The sequence below is a fragment of the Halalkalibacter sp. HAAS-P013 genome (assembly GCF_056619925.1).
The window spans coordinates 294,149-316,032 of record NZ_JBWQTU010000005.1 but is presented as its reverse complement, the minus strand read 5'-3'; the positions used below and the strand labels follow the sequence as shown (position 1 = coordinate 316,032).

Annotated in this window: 20 protein-coding genes; 9 read left to right on the top strand and 11 right to left on the bottom strand. The window is 38.3% G+C overall.

Annotated elements, in window-relative coordinates; genetic code table 11:
* Nucleotides 1-87 precede the first annotated feature (87 nt).
* The 5 genes from AC1FXP_RS09835 (at nucleotide 88) to AC1FXP_RS09815 (ending at nucleotide 5,952) form a co-directional block, all read left to right on the top strand.
* Nucleotides 88-795 (top strand): AzlC family ABC transporter permease, encoded by a 708-nt coding sequence (locus tag AC1FXP_RS09835; protein ID WP_480060800.1) that lies wholly within the window; start codon nucleotides 88-90, stop codon nucleotides 793-795.
* Nucleotides 792-1,097 (top strand): AzlD domain-containing protein, encoded by a 306-nt coding sequence (locus tag AC1FXP_RS09830; RefSeq protein ID WP_480060798.1) that lies wholly within the window; start codon nucleotides 792-794, stop codon nucleotides 1,095-1,097. Before AC1FXP_RS09835 ends, AC1FXP_RS09830 begins: the two co-directional genes overlap by 4 nt.
* A 426-nt stretch (nucleotides 1,098-1,523) precedes the next feature.
* Nucleotides 1,524-2,783: a hypothetical protein gene (locus AC1FXP_RS09825; protein ID WP_480060796.1), complete on the top strand. Its 1,260-nt coding sequence runs from the start codon at nucleotides 1,524-1,526 to the stop codon at nucleotides 2,781-2,783.
* Nucleotides 2,773-5,772, top strand: a complete 3,000-nt coding sequence (locus AC1FXP_RS09820; protein WP_480060794.1) for a DEAD/DEAH box helicase — start codon at nucleotides 2,773-2,775, stop codon at nucleotides 5,770-5,772. Before AC1FXP_RS09825 ends, AC1FXP_RS09820 begins: the two co-directional genes overlap by 11 nt.
* A 6-nt stretch (nucleotides 5,773-5,778) precedes the next feature.
* On the top strand, nucleotides 5,779-5,952 hold the full coding sequence (locus AC1FXP_RS09815; RefSeq protein WP_480060792.1) for a hypothetical protein: 174 nt from the start codon (nucleotides 5,779-5,781) through the stop codon (nucleotides 5,950-5,952).
* 30 nt (nucleotides 5,953-5,982) lie between these two features.
* Here the strand turns inward: AC1FXP_RS09815 and AC1FXP_RS09810 are convergent, their stop codons facing one another.
* The 4 genes from AC1FXP_RS09810 to AC1FXP_RS09795 all read right to left on the bottom strand — a co-directional run bounded on the left by AC1FXP_RS09810 (nucleotide 5,983) and on the right by AC1FXP_RS09795 (nucleotide 8,784).
* Nucleotides 5,983-6,462, bottom strand: coding sequence for a BsuPI-related putative proteinase inhibitor (locus tag AC1FXP_RS09810; RefSeq protein WP_480060790.1), 480 nt, complete (start codon nucleotides 6,460-6,462; stop codon nucleotides 5,983-5,985).
* 14 nt (nucleotides 6,463-6,476) lie between these two features.
* Complete coding sequence (locus tag AC1FXP_RS09805) at nucleotides 6,477-7,310, bottom strand: YitT family protein (protein ID WP_480060788.1); 834 nt, start codon at nucleotides 7,308-7,310, stop codon at nucleotides 6,477-6,479.
* A gap of 3 nt (nucleotides 7,311-7,313) precedes the next feature.
* Nucleotides 7,314-8,096 (bottom strand): esterase, encoded by a 783-nt coding sequence (gene yjfP / locus AC1FXP_RS09800; RefSeq protein WP_480060786.1) that lies wholly within the window; start codon nucleotides 8,094-8,096, stop codon nucleotides 7,314-7,316.
* 418 nt (nucleotides 8,097-8,514) lie between these two features.
* The gene (locus AC1FXP_RS09795) at nucleotides 8,515-8,784 is read right to left on the bottom strand and encodes a hypothetical protein (protein ID WP_480060784.1); all 270 of its coding nucleotides are present in this window, start codon (nucleotides 8,782-8,784) and stop codon (nucleotides 8,515-8,517) included.
* A gap of 335 nt (nucleotides 8,785-9,119) precedes the next feature.
* Here AC1FXP_RS09795 and AC1FXP_RS09790 point away from each other — a divergent pair, with 335 nt between their 5' ends.
* The gene (locus AC1FXP_RS09790) at nucleotides 9,120-9,251 is read left to right on the top strand and encodes a DUF3941 domain-containing protein (protein ID WP_480060782.1); all 132 of its coding nucleotides are present in this window, start codon (nucleotides 9,120-9,122) and stop codon (nucleotides 9,249-9,251) included.
* 149 nt (nucleotides 9,252-9,400) lie between these two features.
* Here AC1FXP_RS09790 and AC1FXP_RS09785 read toward each other — a convergent pair whose 3' ends face one another.
* Entirely contained in the window at nucleotides 9,401-9,766 is a 366-nt protein-coding gene (locus tag AC1FXP_RS09785) for a rhodanese-like domain-containing protein (RefSeq protein ID WP_480060780.1), read from the bottom strand.
* Between the two features lie 43 nt (nucleotides 9,767-9,809).
* On the bottom strand, nucleotides 9,810-10,895 hold the full coding sequence (locus tag AC1FXP_RS09780) for an AI-2E family transporter (protein ID WP_480060778.1): 1,086 nt from the start codon (nucleotides 10,893-10,895) through the stop codon (nucleotides 9,810-9,812).
* A gap of 228 nt (nucleotides 10,896-11,123) precedes the next feature.
* Between AC1FXP_RS09780 and AC1FXP_RS09775 the strand changes: the two genes are divergently transcribed.
* Nucleotides 11,124-11,804, top strand: coding sequence for a GerMN domain-containing protein (locus AC1FXP_RS09775; protein WP_480060776.1), 681 nt, complete (start codon nucleotides 11,124-11,126; stop codon nucleotides 11,802-11,804).
* A gap of 187 nt (nucleotides 11,805-11,991) precedes the next feature.
* Nucleotides 11,992-13,752, top strand: coding sequence for a B12-binding domain-containing radical SAM protein (locus tag AC1FXP_RS09770; RefSeq protein ID WP_480060774.1), 1,761 nt, complete (start codon nucleotides 11,992-11,994; stop codon nucleotides 13,750-13,752).
* An 86-nt stretch (nucleotides 13,753-13,838) separates the two neighbouring features.
* Here the strand turns inward: AC1FXP_RS09770 and meaB are convergent, their stop codons facing one another.
* From meaB to AC1FXP_RS09745, 5 genes are all read right to left on the bottom strand, one after another.
* On the bottom strand, nucleotides 13,839-14,843 hold the full coding sequence (gene meaB, locus AC1FXP_RS09765) for a methylmalonyl Co-A mutase-associated GTPase MeaB (protein WP_480060772.1): 1,005 nt from the start codon (nucleotides 14,841-14,843) through the stop codon (nucleotides 13,839-13,841).
* Between the two features lie 124 nt (nucleotides 14,844-14,967).
* A complete protein-coding gene (scpA, locus tag AC1FXP_RS09760) occupies nucleotides 14,968-17,124 on the bottom strand; it encodes a methylmalonyl-CoA mutase (protein ID WP_480060770.1) in 2,157 nt (718 codons plus the stop codon).
* Nucleotides 17,121-19,175, bottom strand: coding sequence for a methylmalonyl-CoA mutase family protein (locus AC1FXP_RS09755; RefSeq protein WP_480060768.1), 2,055 nt, complete (start codon nucleotides 19,173-19,175; stop codon nucleotides 17,121-17,123). The genes scpA and AC1FXP_RS09755 overlap by 4 nt, the downstream gene beginning before the upstream one ends.
* Nucleotides 19,176-19,262: 87 nt before the next feature.
* The gene (locus AC1FXP_RS09750) at nucleotides 19,263-20,813 is read right to left on the bottom strand and encodes an acyl-CoA carboxylase subunit beta (RefSeq protein WP_480060766.1); all 1,551 of its coding nucleotides are present in this window, start codon (nucleotides 20,811-20,813) and stop codon (nucleotides 19,263-19,265) included.
* A 26-nt stretch (nucleotides 20,814-20,839) separates the two neighbouring features.
* Nucleotides 20,840-21,466 carry a TetR/AcrR family transcriptional regulator gene (locus AC1FXP_RS09745; protein WP_480060764.1) on the bottom strand — a complete coding sequence of 209 codons (627 nt, stop codon included), beginning with the start codon at nucleotides 21,464-21,466 and terminating at the stop codon, nucleotides 20,840-20,842.
* A 232-nt stretch (nucleotides 21,467-21,698) separates the two neighbouring features.
* On the opposite strand from AC1FXP_RS09745, the gene AC1FXP_RS09740 reads away from it, so the two are divergent.
* Complete coding sequence (locus AC1FXP_RS09740) at nucleotides 21,699-21,875, top strand: hypothetical protein (RefSeq protein ID WP_480060762.1); 177 nt, start codon at nucleotides 21,699-21,701, stop codon at nucleotides 21,873-21,875.
* Nucleotides 21,876-21,884 lie beyond the last annotated feature (9 nt).

Genomic DNA, 21,884 nt, shown 5'->3' with positions numbered 1-21,884 from the left:
TTGTTGATAGACGGACTTTAACATACAATCATATAGTTTACATTCTCCATTAAAAGGTAAGTTTATTTATAAGAAAGGGAAGCCGCTATGTCAACAACTGTATTATCCAATCAAAAAAACCCTTTTGTTCGTGGTTTACTAGCTGGTTCCAGTATTGCAATTGGTTATTTACCAGCTGCTTTAACATTCGGGTTGCTCGCCAAAAGTACTGGATTAACATTTTTTGAGACCATAGCCATGAGTTTATTCGTTTATGCAGGTGCCGCTCAATATATGGCCTTAAATTTAATTGCAATTGGTACAGGAGCATTTGAAATTATCTTTACTACTTTTATCGTTAATATTCGTCATCTTCTCATGAGCGCCTCTATCCGTGAGCGAATTGATGATGATCATCCGATTATAAAAGCCCTTTATTCTTTTGGAATTACAGATGAAGTATTTGCAGTCACAACCACTCAAGAAAGCCAAGTAAAGACAGGATTTATTATTGGTGTTTCAACGGTAGCTTACATAAGTTGGGTCATTAATTCAGGGATAGGCTACTTTGTAGGTACGATTTTACCACCTACTCTTCAACAAAGCATGGGGATTGCGTTATACGCCATGTTTATAGCACTATTAATGCCATCACTAAAAAAACATCGGAAAGTCGTATTTTTAGCTGTCAGCGCCGCTATATTCAACAGTGTTTTTTCGTTATTTCTCTCTAGTGGCTGGTCTATCATCATAGCGACATTGCTATCCTCAGCAGCAATTGAATTTGTCTATAGAAATGGTGGTGACAATACATGAGCATGAATATGATGTTAATCATCGCATGCATGGCCATTGTTACATATATTCCGAGAATGCTTCCTCTTGTATTTTTAGATATCGAACGAATTCCCGCTTGGGTTCAAGCTATTTTACGGAATGTCCCCTATGCTGCTTTAGGTGCATTAATCTTTCCGGGTATTCTTACGATCAATGAAAACATTTGGTACGGGCTTATTGGAGGAATAACTGCGGTAATAATTGCCTATATAGGTGCGAATCTTATTATAGTCGTATTGAGCAGTATTGTTTTGCTTATGCTTTTGTCATTCTTTATTTAACACATTTCATAGAGGCTGTCGAAAAGGTCAAAGAACGGACCTTTTGAAAGGTTTGCAATGGCACGCTCGTCGCTCGCCTGTTATGAAAAAAACACTCATAACAGGCTTCAAAAGATTGCGACGGCTTAGCTCATTGCTTCGAGGCTGTCGAAAAGGTCAAAGAACGGACCTTTTGAAGGGTTTGCAATGGCACGCTCGTCGCTCGCCTGTTATGAAAAAAACACTCATAACAGGCTTCAAAAGATTGCGGCGGCTTAGCTCATTGCTTCGAGGCTGTCGAAAAGGTCAAAGAACGGACCTTTTCGACAGCCTCTTTTTTAATGGAAAAAGGAAATTCCTCTCTAATTTGTGTGTTCGCTTTTCTTCTCTAGCTGAAAAAGATACAATGAAAGAATGGAATTTTCTAATAAGGGGTGAGACTTTTTTATGAATAGCTCGCTTTTTCAAGAAGAGTCAGAGTTGTATCAAGAAGTGGAACAAGATATTAGCCATACATACCATTTATTGACATCCTCAAGATATGTCAATAACCGTAACCTAGAATTAGTCTGTTCTGATGCTAAAACACGAGTTAATAGATTACGTAAAGATGATCCGTTATCATACTTGCTCGTATATATGAATGGGGTTTATACATTATCTCTAAAAGCCAATAATATTCATGAGTACGAACGTAGATTCAAGTACTTTTTCCAATCAATGAGTCATGAAATTACTCAGTATTTGCTAACAATACAATCGAACCTGTATCGGCAGTTTCTCAGTAAGTTGTTAGCGCTTGTTATTAAAGATCAACATGATCAATATGCCCCATGGCCTCCCTTGCTTTTCAAGATCCTTCACGGAATTCAGGCAGAGCATATTGATTTTATATATGAACACTTGTCAAACAAAGTTGTTGCCTCTTCTTGTTCTCGTAAGTTAGCTCATACATACAGCTATGTAGCTTTACTGGCTGGAAAAGAGATCACCTCATTAACGTTACTTCAAAAGCACGTTGTAGCACTAAGTGAGCAAGATGTAACTTCACATTTCCAAATACTGAAAGAACGAGGGCGTTGGCGAACCATGAAACAATGGTTCCACGCTCTGTTCCCTCAAAAGAAAAATGGTCATTATGGTTCGCTACAAAAGTTTGTAGATGAAATGAATTCCGCTTTGCCTATAAGTCCAAAAGAGCAGGAGTTAATTTGGGAAAGGTGGTTGCAGTCACCAAGTTTTCAAAAGTTTCAAATGTATAGTAAACATTTATCAGAACAGCAACAACTTGTTTTAGTAGAACGGTTATTGCCAGAACTTGAAAAACGCCTTCACCAAATTGAAGCAGCAAAAACATATGAGAGGTTACTTCTTACCTTTGAAAAATATGAATTGGCTATTAGATACTTATTAAAACATGAACGTGATCCTCTTAGATTACGTCAAGAAAAGTTAGACCTATTAAAAGCAGTAACGTCCTATGACATGGTACTTGCAAGACCTGTTTATCATCAATTTATTGTTAGGCTAGTCGAAAAGAAATCCCGGGTATATTATGAGCAAGCTGCTCTATACTTAAAGGATCTTCAAGCATTATATGTAACTGAACAAGATCAAATATTATTTATGGAGTATGTAACTAGATTAAAGAAAATGTACCGAACGTACCGAGCGTTCGTCGAGGAGTTGAAGCGAATTGACCTCTAAAATCATCATACACGGTGGATGGCTGCATGAATCTTTCTTCATATGGGGAGAACGCCCACCCACATCTCGCTTTGACCAAATTGTTAATTTTCAATACCCTTTTTTGCATTCACCATTTGAACTCAAGCTTAAATTATTTCAATTTGATCAATCATCATTTTACGGAACGTTTATTGATACAGAAAAAGCGATTATTGATGTTCCAATTCATAAAAGAGTTTACTCATCTTTAGCTGGTGAGATGACTGTTTATCAGGCTCAGGAAAATATGAATCAATATTCTTTCCCAATCGAAGGGCTTGTTTTTCCTATAGATACACTCATCACTTATTTTCCTTTATTTCAAACGTGGAAAGAAGAAGAGGACATCGAGCTTGCTCCAGATTTTTTAAAGTGGATGGAGCTTTTTGAAAATGTCCAGGAATTTATAATTGATGGCGCCTTTTCACCTACTCCATCAGGACAATGGCAGTTAGAGCAGTTTCCGTGCGAGGCATGGCTCGGCTATATTCCTTTATCTGGAAGATCAATTCGGGAAAATACGAGTTATATACAAAATAAATCAACTGGAATTCATGAAGCCTCCCAAATTGAAAATATCGTCACATTACTATCAGATGCTATGATACGTCTATTACTACAACAGTCTCATGTTCAAAGTATGTATTCCAATTGGCAAAATTCTTTAAACGAAAAATGGCTGCCACTAGTCTCCCAACTAAAAGAAACTGGGAAGCTTGATCCGACACTTTCAAAAGAAGCTTTTCAACAACAAATTGGTTTGCTTCAAGCCAAGCCATTTGTTTCCGGTTTAGCATTGCAAGAACCAGATTCTAAAGATGGTGACTGGAAGGTTTCTCTTTGTATGGTCGACCGAAAACGCCCTTCACTCATGGTTGAAATGGATCAATTGGAAAGAGGAGAACACCCGTGGCGTGAAAATCCAATTGCCCAACTCAAAGTCGATCTTAAAAAAGCACAAGATATACTTGATGTATTGAAACCATTAAGAATTTCAGCACCTACTTTGTTCCTAGAAGCAGAAGACGCCTATGAACTATTTACAAGCTCAGATGATTTACTTGAACAAATAGGATTTCATTTGATTGTCCCTCGTTGGATGACAGAAAAGAAGAAACCACGTGTCAAACTGACGATGCAACAACAAGAGAGAAGCAGTGCTTCGAGTGAACCCCTTCTTGATTGGCAGAGCGTTGCTTCATTCACTTTTGATGTTGCTCTTGGAGACCACAAGATTAGTAAAAAGGAATTCGAGGAGTTTGTTGACGGAAAGCGTCCCTTCCTTTATTCAAATGGAGAATGGATGTCATGGGACCGTTCTTTAGCTGATAAATTATTAGACTATTTAGAGGGAATCGAAAAGGGTACTTCCTTTTTAGAGGCTTGGCGTCTTGACCAGCTTGATGACGAGGCAGAAATGGATTCAGATATTGATTGGGATGTTTCTTGGGGAAAAGAATTAACACAGTCTATTAAAGAACTCTATACGTCTTCCCCTTCTTTAATAAACATTCCTAGTGAATTACATGGAGAACTTAGACCTTATCAACATGAAGGAGTCTCTTGGCTTTCTCACTTAAGAAGAACTGGATTTGGCGGTTGCTTAGCAGATGATATGGGACTTGGGAAATCAATACAAACGATCGCATATATTCTCTATGTTCTTAAAGCTCAGCAAGGTGCCGGGAAATCAAGTACACCTTTTTTACTCATTTGTCCAACCTCTCTACTTTACAATTGGGTTCATGAATGTGAGCAATTTGCTCCATCTCTACGTGTGTTTGTTCACCATGGTCCTATACGACTAGACGAGGAAGAGTTACAATCGTCGCACTGGGATATCATTATTACCTCCTATCAATTGGTCGTTAGAGACACTGAACTCTTTCAACAATACATGTGGAATGGGCTTATTCTAGATGAAGCACAACATATTAAAAATGTAGAAACGAAACAACGCCGAGTAATAAAAAGGCTTCAAGCCGTACATCGAATTGCATTAACCGGAACACCTATTGAGAATCGTTTAAGAGAACTTTGGTCATTACTTGATGTTTTAAACCCATCTTATTTAGGGTCATACCAGGATTTTCAGGCAAATTTTATGAGGCCAATCGAACGAGATCAGGATGAAGGTCAGTTACGAAAGCTACAGAAGTTAATTCATCCACTTATTCTAAGACGAAAAAAGTCAGATCAATCTTTGCAACTAGGGCTCCCAAAAAAAGAGGAAAAAATTCATCATGTTCATTTATCAATAGAACAGGCAGCACTATATCAAGCTGTTGTCGATGACATCGTGACAAAGCTAGCTGAGGTTACAGCATTTGAAAGGCGCGCGCTCATTCTAAGAAGCCTCACTAAATTAAAACAGATTTGCAATCACCCTGCTCACTTCTTGAAAGAGCGTTCGATTAAAGAACATGAATCTGGAAAGTGGGATGAGTTCTTAAAGCTGATTGAACGTCTTTTTGCAAATAAGGAAAAGGTCCTGATCTTCTCTCAATACAAAGAAATGGGAGCGTTGTTAGCCAATGCTCTTGAAGAACGTTATAATCAAACGGTTCCTTTTTTGCACGGAAGCTTGACGAGAACGAAGCGGCAAGATGCAATAGAAGCTTTTCAGACGAATGACAATATCAACTTTTTTGTACTCTCACTAAAAGCTGGAGGCGTTGGGTTAAATTTAACCGCTGCGACAAACGTAATTCATTACGACCGTTGGTGGAACCCAGCAGTTGAAAATCAAGCAACAGACCGAGCTTATCGAATTGGGCAAACGAAGGATGTAACGGTTCATAAACTTGTGACCACAGGTACTCTTGAAGAACGAATAGATCGAATGCTCTTGCAAAAACAAGAGTTAGCTGATCAAATTTTAGCAGCTGGAGAACAACGTGTAACAGAATTATCTAATGATGAAATCATTGAACTTATTCAACTTACTATTCCAGTGCGAAAGGAGTAAGCTGAAATGAAAGTACAAAATAAATCAACATCGTCCTTTTGGTATGGAAGTGATATCGACGTTGACCTAACTAAACGACCTGCCGTTGCTATATCAGAAAATGAAGAATATAACGCATTAAAAAGAGCAATCCAAGAAGAAGCAAGAAAGAAATGGGGCAGACACACCCCCTCTAAATAAAGAAGCTGGCTTAGCAGCCAGCTTCTTTATTTATTTAATTTCAATATCAACTTGTTTCTGAAACGTCCCATCCTCTGACCATGCTTCACCGTCTATAGCTGCTAGAATAAGTTGCGCTTCTAATGTATACACACCCTTAGGAATGTCCTCGACGTTAATTCTTTCTTCAAATTCTTTTGATTCACCGGGTCCAAACGTCTCATGTATAAGAGCCATCGTAAACATTTTTCCTTCTGAATAACGATATACTTCCGTTCCAGCTTCATCAAGTAAAACAAGTTCATATTTTTGACCAGAAGAAAAATCAATCGCAGATGCTTCTTCCTGGTTATTTGTTACAGTAAGTTTTACAAGTAACTCATCGTCCGTTTGATCTGTCTCCACTGTAAATATCCAATTCGAATCTACCAATCCCTCATCTCCTTCACCATTTGAAAGAGGTGCATTCGCCCCTTGTCCACAAGCACTAAGCAACATAAGTACCGACAAAAGCCATATCCATTTTTTCATTTATTTCACCTCTTTTATTCTTTTCGAAAGAAACCAAAAATCCCCGCAGTTTCGACAATATTCGTAAAAGCATGAGGATCTACTTCTTGGATCACTTTCTTCAATTCATATAATTCATAGCGAGTAATAACAATCATTAATATTTCTTTATCTTCATACGTGTAGCCGCCTTTTGCTGGAATGCGCGTAATGCCCCGAGTTACTCGTTCATGGATAGCCTCTCTTAGAACTTCGGCTTGTTTCGTAACAATCATTGCGGTTAATTTCACATGACGAGTATAGATTGCATCAATGACTCGTGAAGAAACATACAAGGCAACAAGTGTATACAGAGCTTGTTCTGGATCAAACAGCAAACCAGCCGTAATGACGATAATACTATTTAATAGAAGAAAGTAGACGCCAACAGGACGGTCGCTCACTCTTGATAATATTAACGCAATAATATCGAGTCCGCCAGAGGAAGCTCCCCATTTCAAAGTTATACCAGCTCCAAATGCCAATATTACTCCACCAAATACAGCATTTAGCAAAATATCTGGTGAAAATGCCCAAACAGGCAAAACCTCTAGAAAGAAGGTCGTTAGCACAACATTGACAAAACTGTAAACTGTAAAACTTTTTCCAATCTTCAGCCAACCTAAAATCGCAACAGGGATATTCAGGATAAAGAGCATGATCCCAGTTGAAAGTGGAATAACTGTAGCAAGCAATTGAGCTACCCCAGTAAACCCGCTTGCAAATACATTAGCTGGTATTAAAAAGAAATTTAATCCTGCAGCCAAAAACAAGGCACCAACTACAATAACAACAATCTTTTGAATTTCTTGTAGTGTTCTTGATTTCATCTATTAGGAAGACACCTTTGTTTGTAAATGCTGATTAAACCAATCAACCGATCTCAACACAGCTCTTCTTGACACTTTATGGCCAATTTTTTCTTCCGCTAGCAGCTGAAGTTTGTCTGGGGTGTCTTCGTAGTTGGCTAATAGCTCATCATATAGTTTTTCGGATAGTGTATATGGGACGACTTGATCGTCTTTCCCGTGCCAAATAAACAATGGTCTACCTTCAAGTTTATCTAACTGCGTTGATAAATCAAACGGTTTTATTTTCCTAAAAACCTCTTCTTTCATTTTCTGTTCAATCGTTAGACCGCGATTCTCAGCCGTCTTAATTAATCCATGAGCAAATGCTTCATAATAGGCGGTCCCCATAAATGAAACAGCAGTTTTAATCCAAGGGTATTGAGTCAATGCCCCAAACATCGTAATCGCTCCCATAGACGTACCTATTACGCCGATTCTGTCACCTTTTATTTTTCCACTTTCTTCTAATTCCCTTTTCATGAACCCTAACTCGTGAATAGATGTCAAAATAATCTCCCAGAAAGCTAGGTCCCGTTCGACCTTTGATTCTGCTTCACTACGTTCCCCGTGGTACAATGCATCCGGTAATATTACTCTAAATCCCTTTTCAGCTAGTAAATAGGCTACATGTAAGTTATGTTCTTTTGCACTTGTAAACCCGTGAAAGAAAAAGATAGTTGGAACCTCTGGCTCTAAACGTTCTGATTCTTTCACTACGTGTAACGATGGAACTTGTGCAATGGTTTCATTTTTTATTGTAATCATCTATTTCTCCATCCTTTTTTCAAACATTTTTCTATTTATAGCATGTCCATTTTTTGTTAATTCACTTTACCAAAATCTAAGACATCATACAACTGATTAAACTCTCTCTTTTTTAGGCTGTTTTCGCAAAGATTGTTGCTGTGAAGAACTGTGTTTTCTCGTAGTGAAATGGAGCGAAAGTCACTCGACTCCTGCGGGATGAAGAGAGGCCATTGAAAAAGGTAAAAACCACACCTTTTTCAGTGGCCTCGAAAGTGAGTGACTGGAGCGCAACGGTACGAACATGTGGAGAACGCGTACCCCATAAAAACAACAAAGTATGCGAAAACAGCCTTTTTTTAAGAACATATTTTTCTTACAAAAAAGCCTGCTATGAGCGTTGTCTCATAACAGGCTAAGCGTCATTTTCACCTTTATTTTAGCTGTGACTCTTCTGCTGTTTTTGATTGTAATGCTGTATACTTGTTAAGGCTCCTTCACCAACCATTTTATTATCTTCATAATCATAGGGATGTGAATGTCCTATTTTCACTTGCGATTCTAAGTCTTTTTTACTTTTTCTTCCCGTTACTTTTTCATACATACTGTGAGAGGCTTGAGTAATTTTGGCCCGTATGTCTTTTTTTCTAAGTAAGATTGTCGTTGCGCAAGCTGCCGTTGCGACTGCAATAATTGATTTCTTTGCCATTGTTATCTCCACCTTTTTTGTATGTTATAGAACTTTACCCGATGCATTAATAACTAAACCTCTTTCATAACGAGGCCACTGAAAAAGTCTCTTTTAGCGAAATCGAGGAAGCAGCAATGGCTCCACACGTTGCGCGCCTGCTATGAGAAACCCACTCATAGCAGGCTTTAAGACAAAGCAACGGTTCCGCTCATTGCTTAAAGGCCATTGAAAAAGGTAAAAACCACACCTTTTTCAGTGGCCTTCAAAACCGTATCTTTTTCAGTGGCCTCTTCATATTCGTCTTTCTTTTCGGGCAATCTAAAGAAGAGCAATAATGAAAGAGGTGAAGTTTCGTGTCTCGTACTGGTGACAATAATAAAAAGAAAAAAGATAACAATGCATTAAATCGTCAAAAAAATGAGCAAGCCCATGCAAACGCCAAACGTGGTAAGCATTCTTATTCCAAAACAACGGATCATCTATAAGTCTTCCGTTAGTAGAAGTCGAAGCACTGCCAGGCCTTTTAGGGGATCTCTCCTTAAAGGCCCAATGTAGAAAGCAAAAAAAAGACCGCCTTTTACAGAGGGGAAAAACAACCTTTTTCAGCCCCCTCCATCGTCAGCGTTCTTTTTGCTTACTTCAATTCTTTTACATCTTTCACAATCCATTCTGGACCGGACTTAACTTCACCATCCCAAGCTAACATTCCACCAAAATAATTTTGCACATCGGTAAACCCTTGATTTTGAAGATACAAAGCCACATTTTGACTGCGATTTCCACTGCGGCAGACAAATAAATACGATTGCTCCTTATCTAATTGATCCATTACCATTGGAATGGTCTGCATTGGAATTAAAGGCAAGCCAGGAATATGAGCTTCTTCATATTCTTCCACTTCTCGAACATCAATAATAATTGGATCCTTTGAATTGCTCTTTACTAATTCTTTTAATTCTTCTACTTCAACTTGTTTAATTCCATCTTGTTCAAATGCCATAAAATCACCTCATACATTTTTCTCTACATTATCATAACCTAGTTTAATCAATAGTGGTATTTCTTAATAACCACAATCGATAGATGTGTAACACTAATACTTTACAAACAGCATAAGTTGGCACAGCAATTAATAGTCCTATTAACCCAGCAAACCTCCCAGCAACTAGGAGCAAAAAGATAATCGTCAATGGGTGTATTTGAAGCTTCCTTCCCATAACCTGAGGAGAAATTAAATTGCTCTCGATTTGTTGAACAATGACAACGACTGCAATCACTAACAATGCCATCAGTGGAGAATGCAACAATCCAACGATCACTGCCGGAATCGTTCCAATCCACGGACCGATAAAAGGAATGACATTAGTAAACATGGCAACTAAAGCCAGTACGAGCGGATAATCTAACCCAATAATTAAAAAAGCAATGTAAGCTAGGATACCAACACAAATACTCACAATGATTTGTCCTTGAATGTAGGAGCTTAAAGCAACATCCATTGCTCTAAGCACTTCTCGGCCTTCATTTTGCCTTTTTTCTGGCAGCAATTTAAGGAGTTGATTCGGTGCCTTCTCTCCCTCTTTTAACATATAAAACAACACAAATGGAATAATAACAATAATAAGCAATGCATTTGCTATAAACCCAATAAATGTTGCAATGTTATGACCTAAATTCGAAACGAAGTTATTTAAGTAATTTGCAAATTCCATCGTAAGCTCTTCTAAGGAGAAATTCTCTCCCTCCTGAAACCGTGAAACATATTCATTTGCTTGAAGATTAATAAACATATCGCGAATTTCATTAATAAAAATAGGCATGTTTCTAGTAAAGCTATGAAATTGCTTTTGTAATTCAGGGCCGATCAGTAACACTAACGCTGTTATTAGGCCAACCGCCCCAAGATAAAGAATCAAAATGGCGATTGCCCGTGGCAATTTCTTTGCTAATAAATTTACAAAAGGACGAAGCAAATAATAAAGAACTCCGGCGAGAATAATTGGTGCAAACAATGTTTGAACTAAAACAACGATCGGACGGAACACCCAGTCGATTAAGGTACCTAAATAAATGATAATAAATATAAGCACGATTCCATATCCAATACGGAAAGCTTTCGTTTGTGGCATAGGCAAAATCCCTTCCTCAATAATCTTCCAATTATTGTACCATTTTTTTCTTCAATCTTCATTTCAAGCACATTATAAAAAGGTAAGTTATACTTCTGCTAGAAAACTTCTACTTTTCTAGCCTATTTTACCTATGTCGAAAATAGTCATTGAATTTCAACATGAATGATGTAGAATTTAAGTGATAGAATTTTGATAGTGTTTCTACGAGAACAAGGAGGAATGAATATGAAAAAAAATTGGATGTTTCTTATACTACTAGGATTATTCATCCTTATTCTTAGCGCATGTGGACAAGGTGCAGCTGGCAACGAAGAACTTCAAACCGCTGATGGAATTGAAGCAGAAGAAAGCACTGATTTGGTAGAAGAAGATACCACCATTGAAGCCGAGCAAGAAGAAGTTGAAACTAAAGATCCGGCTGAATCCATTGAATCAGAAGAAGAAGAAGTAACAGCTTCTGAAGATGAAACAGTCATTGAGGAAAAGAATGTTACTCCAATTGAGTTAGTTTTTTCTGATGATCAAGTAATGGACATGTATAGAGTTGGACGTCAATTAGAAGCAAGTGAAGATGAGCTTTTTAAGGCTACACTTGAAGCTTGGGTAGCTGGGCCAACAGAAGAAGGACTTACCTCTCTTCTCCCAAAAGGAGTGAAAGTACTATCTGTTGAAGAAATTGAAGGAGTTGCTCATGCTTCTTTTTCTGTAGAATTATTGCAAGCTAATGTAGGTTCTGGTACAGAGTATATGTTACTACAACAAATTGCTCTAGCAATGAAACAGTTTGGCTTTAATGAGACACAAATTCTTGTCGATGGAGAAACCCATCCAGAGTTGTTCGGTCACATTGATACGAGCGTGCCAATTGTAGCTGAAAGCCTTGAAGACTACGAAAAACTAAATTAACCGCCAAAAGGATTGGGCAGAAGTGGAAATCGTTCCGCTTGCTACATTGCTTCAGGAGGGGTACCCTAAAAAGGTTAAAAATCTTTTTAAGGTACCTTTTTTATGCAAATTTTCCCTAATTTAAGTTCATCTGTGAAATGTGGTATGATACAGTACGTAATGAAAGTAGAGAATTGAGGGGTACAAAATGAAAACCGTCGTCACGACGTTGAATGCAAAATATATTCATACATGCTTAGCCTTACGTTGCTTAAAAGCGTATGCTGAACCTGATTTTCCAATAGAGATGGTCGAGTATACAATTAAAGACCCAGTCATGAACATCGTTTCTGACCTTTATGACCGAAAGCCAGATGTGATTGGATTCAGTTGCTACATTTGGAACATTGAAGAAACGGTAAAAGTGATTAATATGTTAAAAAAAGTGATGCCAGAGACAAAAATTGTCCTTGGCGGTCCTGAAGTTTCTTACGATACAAAAGCATGGTTAGAAACTCTTGAAAATATCGACTTTATCGTTATTGGAGAAGGCGAGGAAACATTCAAACACTTGCTAGAAGAAATAAGCAGTACCAAAAAATACCACATGGTGTTTGGCCTTGCCTATCGTAAAGACTCAGAGGTTATCATTACAGCACCAAGACCAAAATTAAAACTCGATGACATACCAACACCTTATCGTTTTGAGGAAGATTTAGACGGTTTAACAAAGCGAGTTACTTATTTTGAAACAAGTCGCGGCTGCCCTTACAGTTGTCAGTTTTGCCTATCCTCAATAGAAGTGGGTGTACGCTATGTAAACATTGAGAGAGTTAAATCGGATCTTCTCTTTCTAATAGAAAGCGGTGCAAAACTTATTAAATTTGTTGACCGTACCTTTAATATTAAAAGAGATTATGCACTTGAAATTTTCCGTTTCTTAATTGAAAATCACCAAGGCTGTGTGTTTCAATTCGAAATTACAGCAGATATTATGCGACCAGAGGTCCTCTCTTACTTAAATGAGCATGCTCCACCAGGGATCTTCCGCTTCGAAATTGGCGTCCAATCCACGAATGATGCTACGAACGAACTTGTTATGCGCCGCCAAAACTTCGAGAAATTAAAACGAACGGTGACGATGGTGAAAGAAGGCGGAAAGATTGACCAACACCTTGATCTAATTGCTGGTTTACCAGAAGAGGATTATCAATCTTTCAGAAACACGTTTAATGACGTATTCGCGATGCGCCCAGAAGAATTGCAGCTAGGGTTCTTAAAGATGCTTCGTGGAACAGGACTCAGGCTTCGTGCTGATCAACATGATTATGTATATATGGATCATTCTCCATATGAAATATTACAAAATAATGTCTTAACATTTGATGAAATTATTCGTATTAAGCGAGTGGAAGATGTGCTTGAAAAGTATTGGAATGATCACCGAATGGATCTTTCCATCGAATATTTAGTCGAACAAGAATTTGACTCTCCGTTTGATTTCTTTCAAGAGTTTGGTGACTATTGGGACAAGCGAGGATGGGCTCGAATCGGACATCAATTAGAGGACTTATTCAAAAGACTAGACCAGTTTTTGAAAGCCCGTAAAACAAAAACAAACTTAACGACAATACGCTCTTTAATGATGGTCGACTATTTTAAAAATCATAAGCATAAACCTCGTAAAACATGGTGGGATTTCTCACTAACAAAACAAGAGCAATCTCACTATTTAAAGATTTTGGCTGAGAACCCACTTCTAGTATCTGAAGATTTCGCTTCTCTCAAACTAACTGAGAAAGAATTACACAAACATACAATGATTGAAGCAGTTCCCCTCCATTTAATAAATGGTACATTTACAGAAAATGATAGCTTACTGATTGCTTATTTTAATCCAAAAGCGAATCAATCAACGGTATTTACGGTTCCTCTTGAAAAGCTTGAATTAGCCACATCAGGAAAGTAATTCATTTAAGTAAGGGGGTTCTCAAAGGTTAAAAACAGACCTTTTGAGAACCCCCTTTTATATTTATCAGCAATTAATTTATTTTCTCAAGAACCCTTTACTTTATTTAATAACTCAACAGCTGCTTTTGTCGGGCTAATTTGACCTTTTACAACTTCCTGCGTCAACAATGGTAACTCACTCTTCACTTTATCGTTTTCATAAAAATTTGTAAGAAGCTGTTCCTCTAACAAAGAATAAAACCAATTTGTTGCTTGTGCTTTTCTTCGTTCATCGAATTGATTTGATTCCTTCATAAACTGAATAAACACTCGAACCGTATTCCAACATTCTTCAATTCCTTTGCCAGTTAGTGAAGAAACCGTTTGAACTTGTGGTTCCCATCCTTGTGTCATTTCAGGTAACATATGAAGAATCCTGCTTAATTCAACTTTTGCTTGCTCCGCTTTTTCCACATTGCTTCCGTCTGCCTTGTTAATGAGCAATAAATCAATTAATTCCATCAGGCCTTTTTTCATCCCTTGTAACTCATCACCAGCACCCGTTAGCATTAAAACTAAGAAACAATCAACCATTGAGCGGACGGTAACCTCACTCTGACCAACCCCGACTGTTTCCACGATGATAATATCGTATCCAGCTGCTTCACATAGGAGTACTGTTTCCCTTGTTTTTCTAGCTACTCCCCCTAACGTTCCTCCAGCAGGAGAAGGACGGACAAAGGCGTTAGGATGTTTAGATAAACACTCCATTCTCGTCTTATCTCCAAGTATACTCCCTCGAGATACTGAACTTGAAGGATCGACAGCTAATATAGCCACGCGATGCCCCTTTTCACAAAGCATCATTCCAATCGCCTCAATAAAAGTCGATTTTCCAGCTCCTGGAACACCCGTAACCCCAAGTCTTATCGAATTACCTGTTGCTGGAATAAGAGCAGTAAGAACATCTTGCGCAAGAGAAAAGTGCCTTTTGGCATTGCTTTCTATAAGAGTAATAGCTCTAGCTAAAATCGCTCGATTATTCCTTTTTACCCCTTCAATATACTCTTCTTTTGAAAGGGGAGCACGCCTTTTATACTGCTGATCCATAAATCCTCCTCCCCACAATGCAAAGGAGGTGTCCTAAGAAGCCATTACTCCGTTTGGACACCTTCATAATTTTTTCCTACCTTTATTAGGGTACCCCCATCAAACCTTTAGGTTAACCCTCTAACTAGTTGTCTTCCTCATACTCCAACCGTCTGTTTAATTCAGTCATAATTTGTTTAGCAGCTACAGGAATGACGGTTCCAGGTCCAAAAATTGCAGCTGCACCCTTGTCTTTTAAAAATTGATAGTCTTGAGCTGGAATCACACCACCAATAATGACAAGAATGTCTTCTCTCCCCAACTTTCTAAGTTCCTCTATTACTTGAGGAAGCAATGTTTTGTGTCCAGCAGCTAATGAACTTACACCAATAATATGAACATCATTTTCAACAGCTTGCATCGCCGCTTCTTCTGGCGTTTGGAATAGCGGTCCAATATCTACATCAAATCCCATATCAGCAAATGCGGTTGAGATCACCTTTGCCCCGCGGTCGTGCCCATCTTGCCCCATTTTCGCAATCATAATTCGCGGACGTCTTCCTTCTTTTTCAGCGAACTGATCAGTTACTTGACGGATTTCTTTCATGACTTCTTTCTCCCCAAACTCTGTACGATATACTCCACTTATAGATCTAATTACCGCTTTATGTCGACCAACAACCTTTTCATACGCCATTGATATTTCACCAAGGCTTGCTCTAGCTCTTGCAGCTGCAATTGCGAATTCTAATAAATTGCCATCTCCGCTTTCTGCCACTTTCGTTAAAGCATCAAGTGCCTGGTTTACCTCATCTTCATTACGCTCTTTCCGTAACTTTTCTAATCGCTTTAGTTGTGCATGACGAACAGCTGAATTATCAATATCTAATATGTCAAGATCCTCTTCTTGCTCAAGTCGGTATTTGTTTACACCGATAATTGTTTCTTTATTTGAATCTATTTGAGCTTGCCTTCTAGCAGCCGCTTCTTCTATTCTCATTTTTGGAAGTCCTGTCTCAATGGCTTTAGCCATCCCTCCCAATTGTTCCACTTCTTCAATGTGAGACCACGCTTTTTTCATCAATTCAACTGTTAATGACTCCACATAATAAGATCCTCCCCAAGGATCTAATACATTTTTAATCCCTGTTTCAGTTTGCAAGTATAGTTGTGTATTCCGAGCAATTCTAGCAGAAAAATCAGTAGGCAAGGCAATTGCCTCATCTAATGCATTAGTATGCAGTGATTGCGTATGACCTAGAGCAGCAGCCATTGCCTCAATACATGTTCGGATGACATTGTTATACGGATCTTGTTCGGTCAAACTCCACCCAGACGTTTGTGAATGGGTTCTTAAGGCAAGTGATTTTTCATTTTTCGGCTCAAAAGGTTTCATCAGTTTCGCCCACATCAGTCTGGCCGCTCTCATTTTTGCAACTTCCATAAAGTGATTCATGCCAATTGCCCAAAAGAATGACAGTCTCGGTGCGAATTGGTCAATATCAAGACCAGCCTTCATGCCCGTTCGAACATACTCTAAGCCATCAGCAAGTGTATAGGCAAGTTCAATGTCGGCTGTCGCTCCTGCTTCCTGCATATGGTAGCCTGAAATGCTGATGCTATTAAACTTAGGCATATGTTTTGATGTATATGCAAAAATATCAGCAATTACTTTCATAGATGCCTCAGGTGGATAAATATAAGTGTTTCGTACCATGTATTCTTTTAAGATATCATTTTGTATCGTCCCAGTTAACTTTTCCGGAGATACACCCTGCTCCTCGGCTGCGACAATGTAAAAAGCCATAATTGGCAGTACCGCTCCATTCATTGTCATAGATACAGACATTTGATCAAGCGGAATACCCTCAAATAAAATATTCATATCTACTATTGAATCAACCGCAACTCCCGCTTTTCCCACATCTCCAACAACACGTGGATGATCTGAATCGTATCCTCGGTGAGTAGCTAGATCAAATGCAATCGATAACCCTTTTTGACCTGCTGCTAAATTTCTACGATAAAATGCGTTACTTTCTTCTGCAGTAGAGAAACCCGCATATTGCCTGACTGTCCAGGGGCGAGTTTTGTACATGACTGGGTAAGGACCGCGAAAGAAGGGCGCTATGCCTGAAACATAATTTAAATGTCTCATTTCATTTATGTCTTCTTTCGTATATACGGATTTAATGGGGATTTGTTCTGTTGTTTGAATCGTTGTCACAGGTAATTCCATATTTTCTTTAACTTCTTTAAAAGATGGAAAAGGCATCTTATGAAAAGCCGGTTTTTGTTTCATAGCTTGCTTCCTCCGATCTTTTCCTGTAAGTCAAATAAAAGCTGGTAAGCATTCGTTTTGTCATTGATCGCTCCAGCTGTACCTGCATCTATTAATTGTTTCATAAAAGGTTCCTTTTGACGTCCAGCTATATATACCGCTTCCGTTTTTTCTTTAAGACCTTTAACCATTGACAGTGCTACATTCTCATAACTTTCATCACTACCACATAGAACTACAAGTTTGTGCTGTTTTGCTAATTTGATTGCTTCTTCACTAGTTTCCATTGGACTAGAAACCTCAACTTGAAACCCACCGCATTGAAACAGCTCTTCAATAAAGTCAACTCTTGTTTTATGAGAGGCAATACTACCTAACCGAACAAGATAAACAACTGGAACCTCTCCAATAGTTTCTTTGATTTGATTACTACGTGTGCGAAGTAGTTCATACGGCTCTGCTAAACGACGTTGTAAAATACGTTCAACTTCTACTGGTTGGCAAGGAGATTTTAATTGGTGATGTATTTGGTGAAAGGGAATATTTTGTTGAACCATCTTTCCTACTTCGGCCATAGTCTTTGGTTTCTCTGGAATCATTTGTTTGTCTTTTTCCTTTAATGCATCGAAATACGCCTTCCGTTCTGCTTTTTTCAATCTTTGTTTTGGAGGTTTTTTTTCACCACCTTTAACATATTGATTGACTCCAATAATCGTTTGTCTTCTATCTTTGACGCTTTCCACTTGCTTTTCCCAACAAGTGTTGATCTTTGTTTGAACAAGACCGCTTTTTAACGACGCAAACATTCCCCCTTCCCTTTCTAACTCCTGAAAGATACCCCATGCTTTTTTTGCAATTTGTTCTGTTAAATGCTCTACATACCAAGATCCACCTGAAGGATCTACCGTTGCTCCAATAAATGCTTCATCTTGCAAAATCAACGACGTGTTTCTAGCAATGCGGCTCGAAAATTCGGTTGGCTCTTGCACAAGCTCATCAATCGGGCTAACTGAAATGCTATCGACTCCAGCAACTGCCGCTGCAAAAGCCTCACTAGTCCCTCGGAGTAAATTCACATACATATCTTCCTTTGTTTTGGTAAATGCTGATGTGCGCGCATGAAACACCATTTTTTGCCCTTGTTCTTCTGCTCCAAATTCAGCCATTATCACCGCCCACAGTGCACGAGCAGCACGAACTTTTGCTATTTCACTAAAAAAGTCTTTCCCGATTGAAAATGAAAACGTAATTGATTTCCCAGCTTCGGTTGCAGAAACTCCACGTTTCATTAAAGCGTCCATATATTCCACGCCCATTGATAACGTACTAGCTAATTCCAAAGCAGGGCTAGCTCCTCCATTATGAAAGACGTGGCTTTGAGCGAGAACCGTACGTAAATCAGGGTGATTAGCTATTGCCCATTTAACGGCCCATGCCATCAAATCATAACTACGTTCTAATGAGTAATACATCCTACCTTCCTTTGCTAATTGATGAAGGGGATCAGAGGCAATCGTGCCTGTTAAACGATTGGTAACATGATTGATGGCAGCTAATAATGGAACACTAACAACCCCTGCATCAATATGAAACGGAAATTCGGAAAAGTCGATACCCTGAAAGGCTTTCTGCACATCTTTTAGATCATATAGAGGAACAGTAGAGAATGGCTCATGCCGGTTCGACTTCCCTCCATTTTTCATTTCATTTGAAATAAGAATATGAGCTACGTTTTGTCCTTTAGTAAAATCTTGCTTTATTCGCTCATGTAATAATGTAGGAGTAGCTGCACCTAATTCTTGACTAATAGCCATTCGTGTTGGTTTTGTAGTTATGCCTCTTACATAAGGGAACACTCCAGGTTGATCAACGAGAGTCTTGCAAGCTACAAGATCTTTTAATTGATACATAGGTTCAAGGACAATATCATCAAGTAGATTTGTTAGAAGCGTGTCTTCAAACGATTTCCCTTTTAAAGACTTTTCTGCAACTTTACGCCATTGTTCATACGTAGGAATTGGAAATTCATTAAATGTCATATCCATCATATTCGGCTGCCACTTTGGCTTCACCGTTCACTCCCTTCCTGACAAATAAGGCGTTAATATAGAGGCTACTGAAAAAGTCGTTTTTTTCTTTTTCAGTGCACTCGGCTTCTATTACAAAGGGATATTTCCATGTTTTTTCTTAGGTAGTTGTTTCTTTTTCTTTTTTAACATTTCTAATCCTTGAGCTAGGCTTCGCCTTGTATCGCGAGGGTCGATTACGTCATCGACCATTCCATTTGCAGCTGCAACATACGGATTAGCAAACCGCCTTTTGTACTCGCTAATTTTTTGTTGGCGTTTTTCTTCTGGATTTGAGCTTTCTTTAATTTCTTTTGCATAAATAATCGTTGCTGCACCTTCTGGTCCCATAACAGCTATTTCAGCATTAGGCCATGCAAAAACTAAATCAGCTCCAATTGCTTTACTATTTAATGCAACATATGCTCCACCAAATGCTTTTCGTACAATAACCGTTATTTTTGGTACAGTTGCTTCGGAATACGCATATAAAATCTTTGCACCGTGACGAATGATTCCACCATGTTCCTGTTGAACTCCAGGAATGAATCCGCTTACATCTTCGAATGTAATAAGGGGGATATTAAAACAATCACAAAACCTAATGAATCTTGAGCATTTATCTGAAGAATTAATATCAAGACCACCTGCCATCATTTTTGGATTATTAGCGACAATTCCCACCGTTTCTCCTTCAATCCGTCCAAAGCCAATAACAATATTTTTTGCAAAATACGGTTGAACCTCCATGAATACTTCGTCATCCACAATTTTCTTTATTACTTTCCTCACATCATATACTTTTGTGCCATCGACAGGTACGAGATCAAGTAATTCATTTATACGTTCGTCTATAGGCCGCTTTTCTTTTGGTTCAATATAAGCAGCACGTTCCTCATAATTTGAAGGCAAAAATCGAATTAACGTCCGTACTTCTGCTAATACGTCTTCTTCTGTTTTGCCAGTAAAATGAGCATTGCCGCTTACACTTGAGTGAACCTTTGCCCCACCTAAATCTTCCGCATTGATCTTTGCTCCTGTTACACTTTCAATCACTTTAGGTCCTGTAATAAACATTTGGCTTGTTTTTTCTACCATAAATACAAAATCAGTGATCGCTGGAGAATAGACAGCTCCTCCTGCACAAGGACCCATAATAACCGAAATTTGAGGAATTACCCCTGAGTAAATTGCATTTCGATAAAAGACATGACCATAGCCATCTAAAGATAAGACTCCTTCTTGAATACGAGCTCCACCGGAATCGTTCAACCCTATAATGGGGGCCCCATTTTCAGCAGCTAAGTCCATAATCTTAGCAATTTTTTGAGCATGCATCTCTCCCAATGCTCCACCAAACACAGTGAAGTCTTGTGCAAATAAAAAGACAAGACTCCCATGAATTTTCCCATAACCTGTGACAACTCCTTCACCAGGTGCTTGATCTGAACAAAAGGCATCTCCACGAAATTCAATAAAAGGATTGAGCTCAACAAAAGTTCCCTCATCAAGCAAATAATCAATTCGTTCTCTAGCTGTTAATTTTCCTCGTTCGTGCTGAGCATCAATCCGCTTCTGTCCTCCACCTTGTTTTATTCGATCACGACGGTCTTCCATATCTTGAATAAAGTCATACATATCCATATGAACAACCCCTTTTGGCTTGGTTCCTACTCACTCCTAAGGAAAAAGCGTGCATATTCTGGTTTGAGACTCGCCTCTTTTGTTAAGACAGCATTCATTACTAAATCGGCATATATGTTTGCAATTTCTTGTATTGAATACTGACCAGTTTCCTTGTACCACTTATATGTCCAGTTCGTCATTCCGAAAATAGCCATTGACGTGATCGGGACAGGGATTTCTTTTCTAAACTCCCCACAAGCTATTCCTTCTTCAACAAGGCGAAACATCATATTTTTGTAACGCCCTCTCTTTAATTTTATTGTTTCAAAGTATTCTTTATTTAAATAAAGAGACTCTTGATAAAAGACCGTTACATGCGGTCGATACAATTCAAACATCATCACAAAAGATCTAATTGTTTCATATAACCGTTCAGCAGGCGTGGAGTAACGATTATATGCATCTTCTGCTTTATCTAGAATGTATGTAATGAATGAGTCATGTACGGTATATAACAGTTCATCTTTTGATTTAAAATTATGGTAAAATCCACCTTTAGATGAACCACTTTCCTTCACAATTCGGTCTACGGTTACAGCATGAAAGCCGTTCTCTTCAAAAAGAAGGAGAGCAGTTTCAATAATCCGTTCCTTTGTAGGCTTTTTCTTCATTCGTGCTCTCACCACCTTCCAATATTTCTTCAATTGAATATAATACATTAGGTTAATAACTTAATGAACTAAATTAACCGACTGGTTAGTCTGTTAAAATTGTACAAAAAGTTCAGATTATTGTCAATGTTAATTTGTAAACGCTTTCAGTTTTTTTCTTTGAAATTTGCTTGTTACATGTTTATGGTAAGTGGGAATAATAAATGAAAAAAATAAAAAGGAGACTTATCACATGACATATCATCCTGAGCGAATGAAAGTGTTGCTAATGCATGACCGTTTTTTAAAGTCAACATACGAAGAAGTATTACATTTTACAAACGACGAAGAAAGTGCTCTTCACTATTTATTTACTCGCTATATAACTACTGAACCTATTTTTAAAAATGCTTATGAGCAATTAACATAAAAGGGGAGT

Excerpts from the sequence above, each read along its gene's own strand:
- AC1FXP_RS09835 (WP_480060800.1), top strand. The coding sequence starts at position 88 with ATGTCAACAACTGTATTATCCAATCAAAAAAACCCTTTTGTTCGTGGT.
- AC1FXP_RS09830 (WP_480060798.1), top strand. The coding sequence starts at position 792 with ATGAGCATGAATATGATGTTAATCATCGCATGCATGGCCATTGTTACA.
- AC1FXP_RS09825 (WP_480060796.1), top strand. The coding sequence starts at position 1,524 with ATGAATAGCTCGCTTTTTCAAGAAGAGTCAGAGTTGTATCAAGAAGTG.
- AC1FXP_RS09815 (WP_480060792.1), top strand. The coding sequence starts at position 5,779 with ATGAAAGTACAAAATAAATCAACATCGTCCTTTTGGTATGGAAGTGAT.
- AC1FXP_RS09810 (WP_480060790.1), bottom strand. The coding sequence starts at position 6,462 with ATGAAAAAATGGATATGGCTTTTGTCGGTACTTATGTTGCTTAGTGCT.
- AC1FXP_RS09805 (WP_480060788.1), bottom strand. The coding sequence starts at position 7,310 with ATGAAATCAAGAACACTACAAGAAATTCAAAAGATTGTTGTTATTGTA.
- yjfP (WP_480060786.1), bottom strand. The coding sequence starts at position 8,096 with ATGATTACAATAAAAAATGAAACCATTGCACAAGTTCCATCGTTACAC.
- AC1FXP_RS09795 (WP_480060784.1), bottom strand. The coding sequence starts at position 8,784 with ATGGCAAAGAAATCAATTATTGCAGTCGCAACGGCAGCTTGCGCAACG.
- AC1FXP_RS09785 (WP_480060780.1), bottom strand. The coding sequence starts at position 9,766 with ATGGCATTTGAACAAGATGGAATTAAACAAGTTGAAGTAGAAGAATTA.
- AC1FXP_RS09780 (WP_480060778.1), bottom strand. The coding sequence starts at position 10,895 with ATGCCACAAACGAAAGCTTTCCGTATTGGATATGGAATCGTGCTTATA.
- AC1FXP_RS09775 (WP_480060776.1), top strand. The coding sequence starts at position 11,124 with ATGAAAAAAAATTGGATGTTTCTTATACTACTAGGATTATTCATCCTT.
- AC1FXP_RS09770 (WP_480060774.1), top strand. The coding sequence starts at position 11,992 with ATGAAAACCGTCGTCACGACGTTGAATGCAAAATATATTCATACATGC.
- meaB (WP_480060772.1), bottom strand. The coding sequence starts at position 14,843 with ATGGATCAGCAGTATAAAAGGCGTGCTCCCCTTTCAAAAGAAGAGTAT.
- scpA (WP_480060770.1), bottom strand. The coding sequence starts at position 17,124 with ATGAAACAAAAACCGGCTTTTCATAAGATGCCTTTTCCATCTTTTAAA.
- AC1FXP_RS09750 (WP_480060766.1), bottom strand. The coding sequence starts at position 20,813 with ATGGATATGTATGACTTTATTCAAGATATGGAAGACCGTCGTGATCGA.
- AC1FXP_RS09745 (WP_480060764.1), bottom strand. The coding sequence starts at position 21,466 with ATGAAGAAAAAGCCTACAAAGGAACGGATTATTGAAACTGCTCTCCTT.
- AC1FXP_RS09740 (WP_480060762.1), top strand. The coding sequence starts at position 21,699 with ATGACATATCATCCTGAGCGAATGAAAGTGTTGCTAATGCATGACCGT.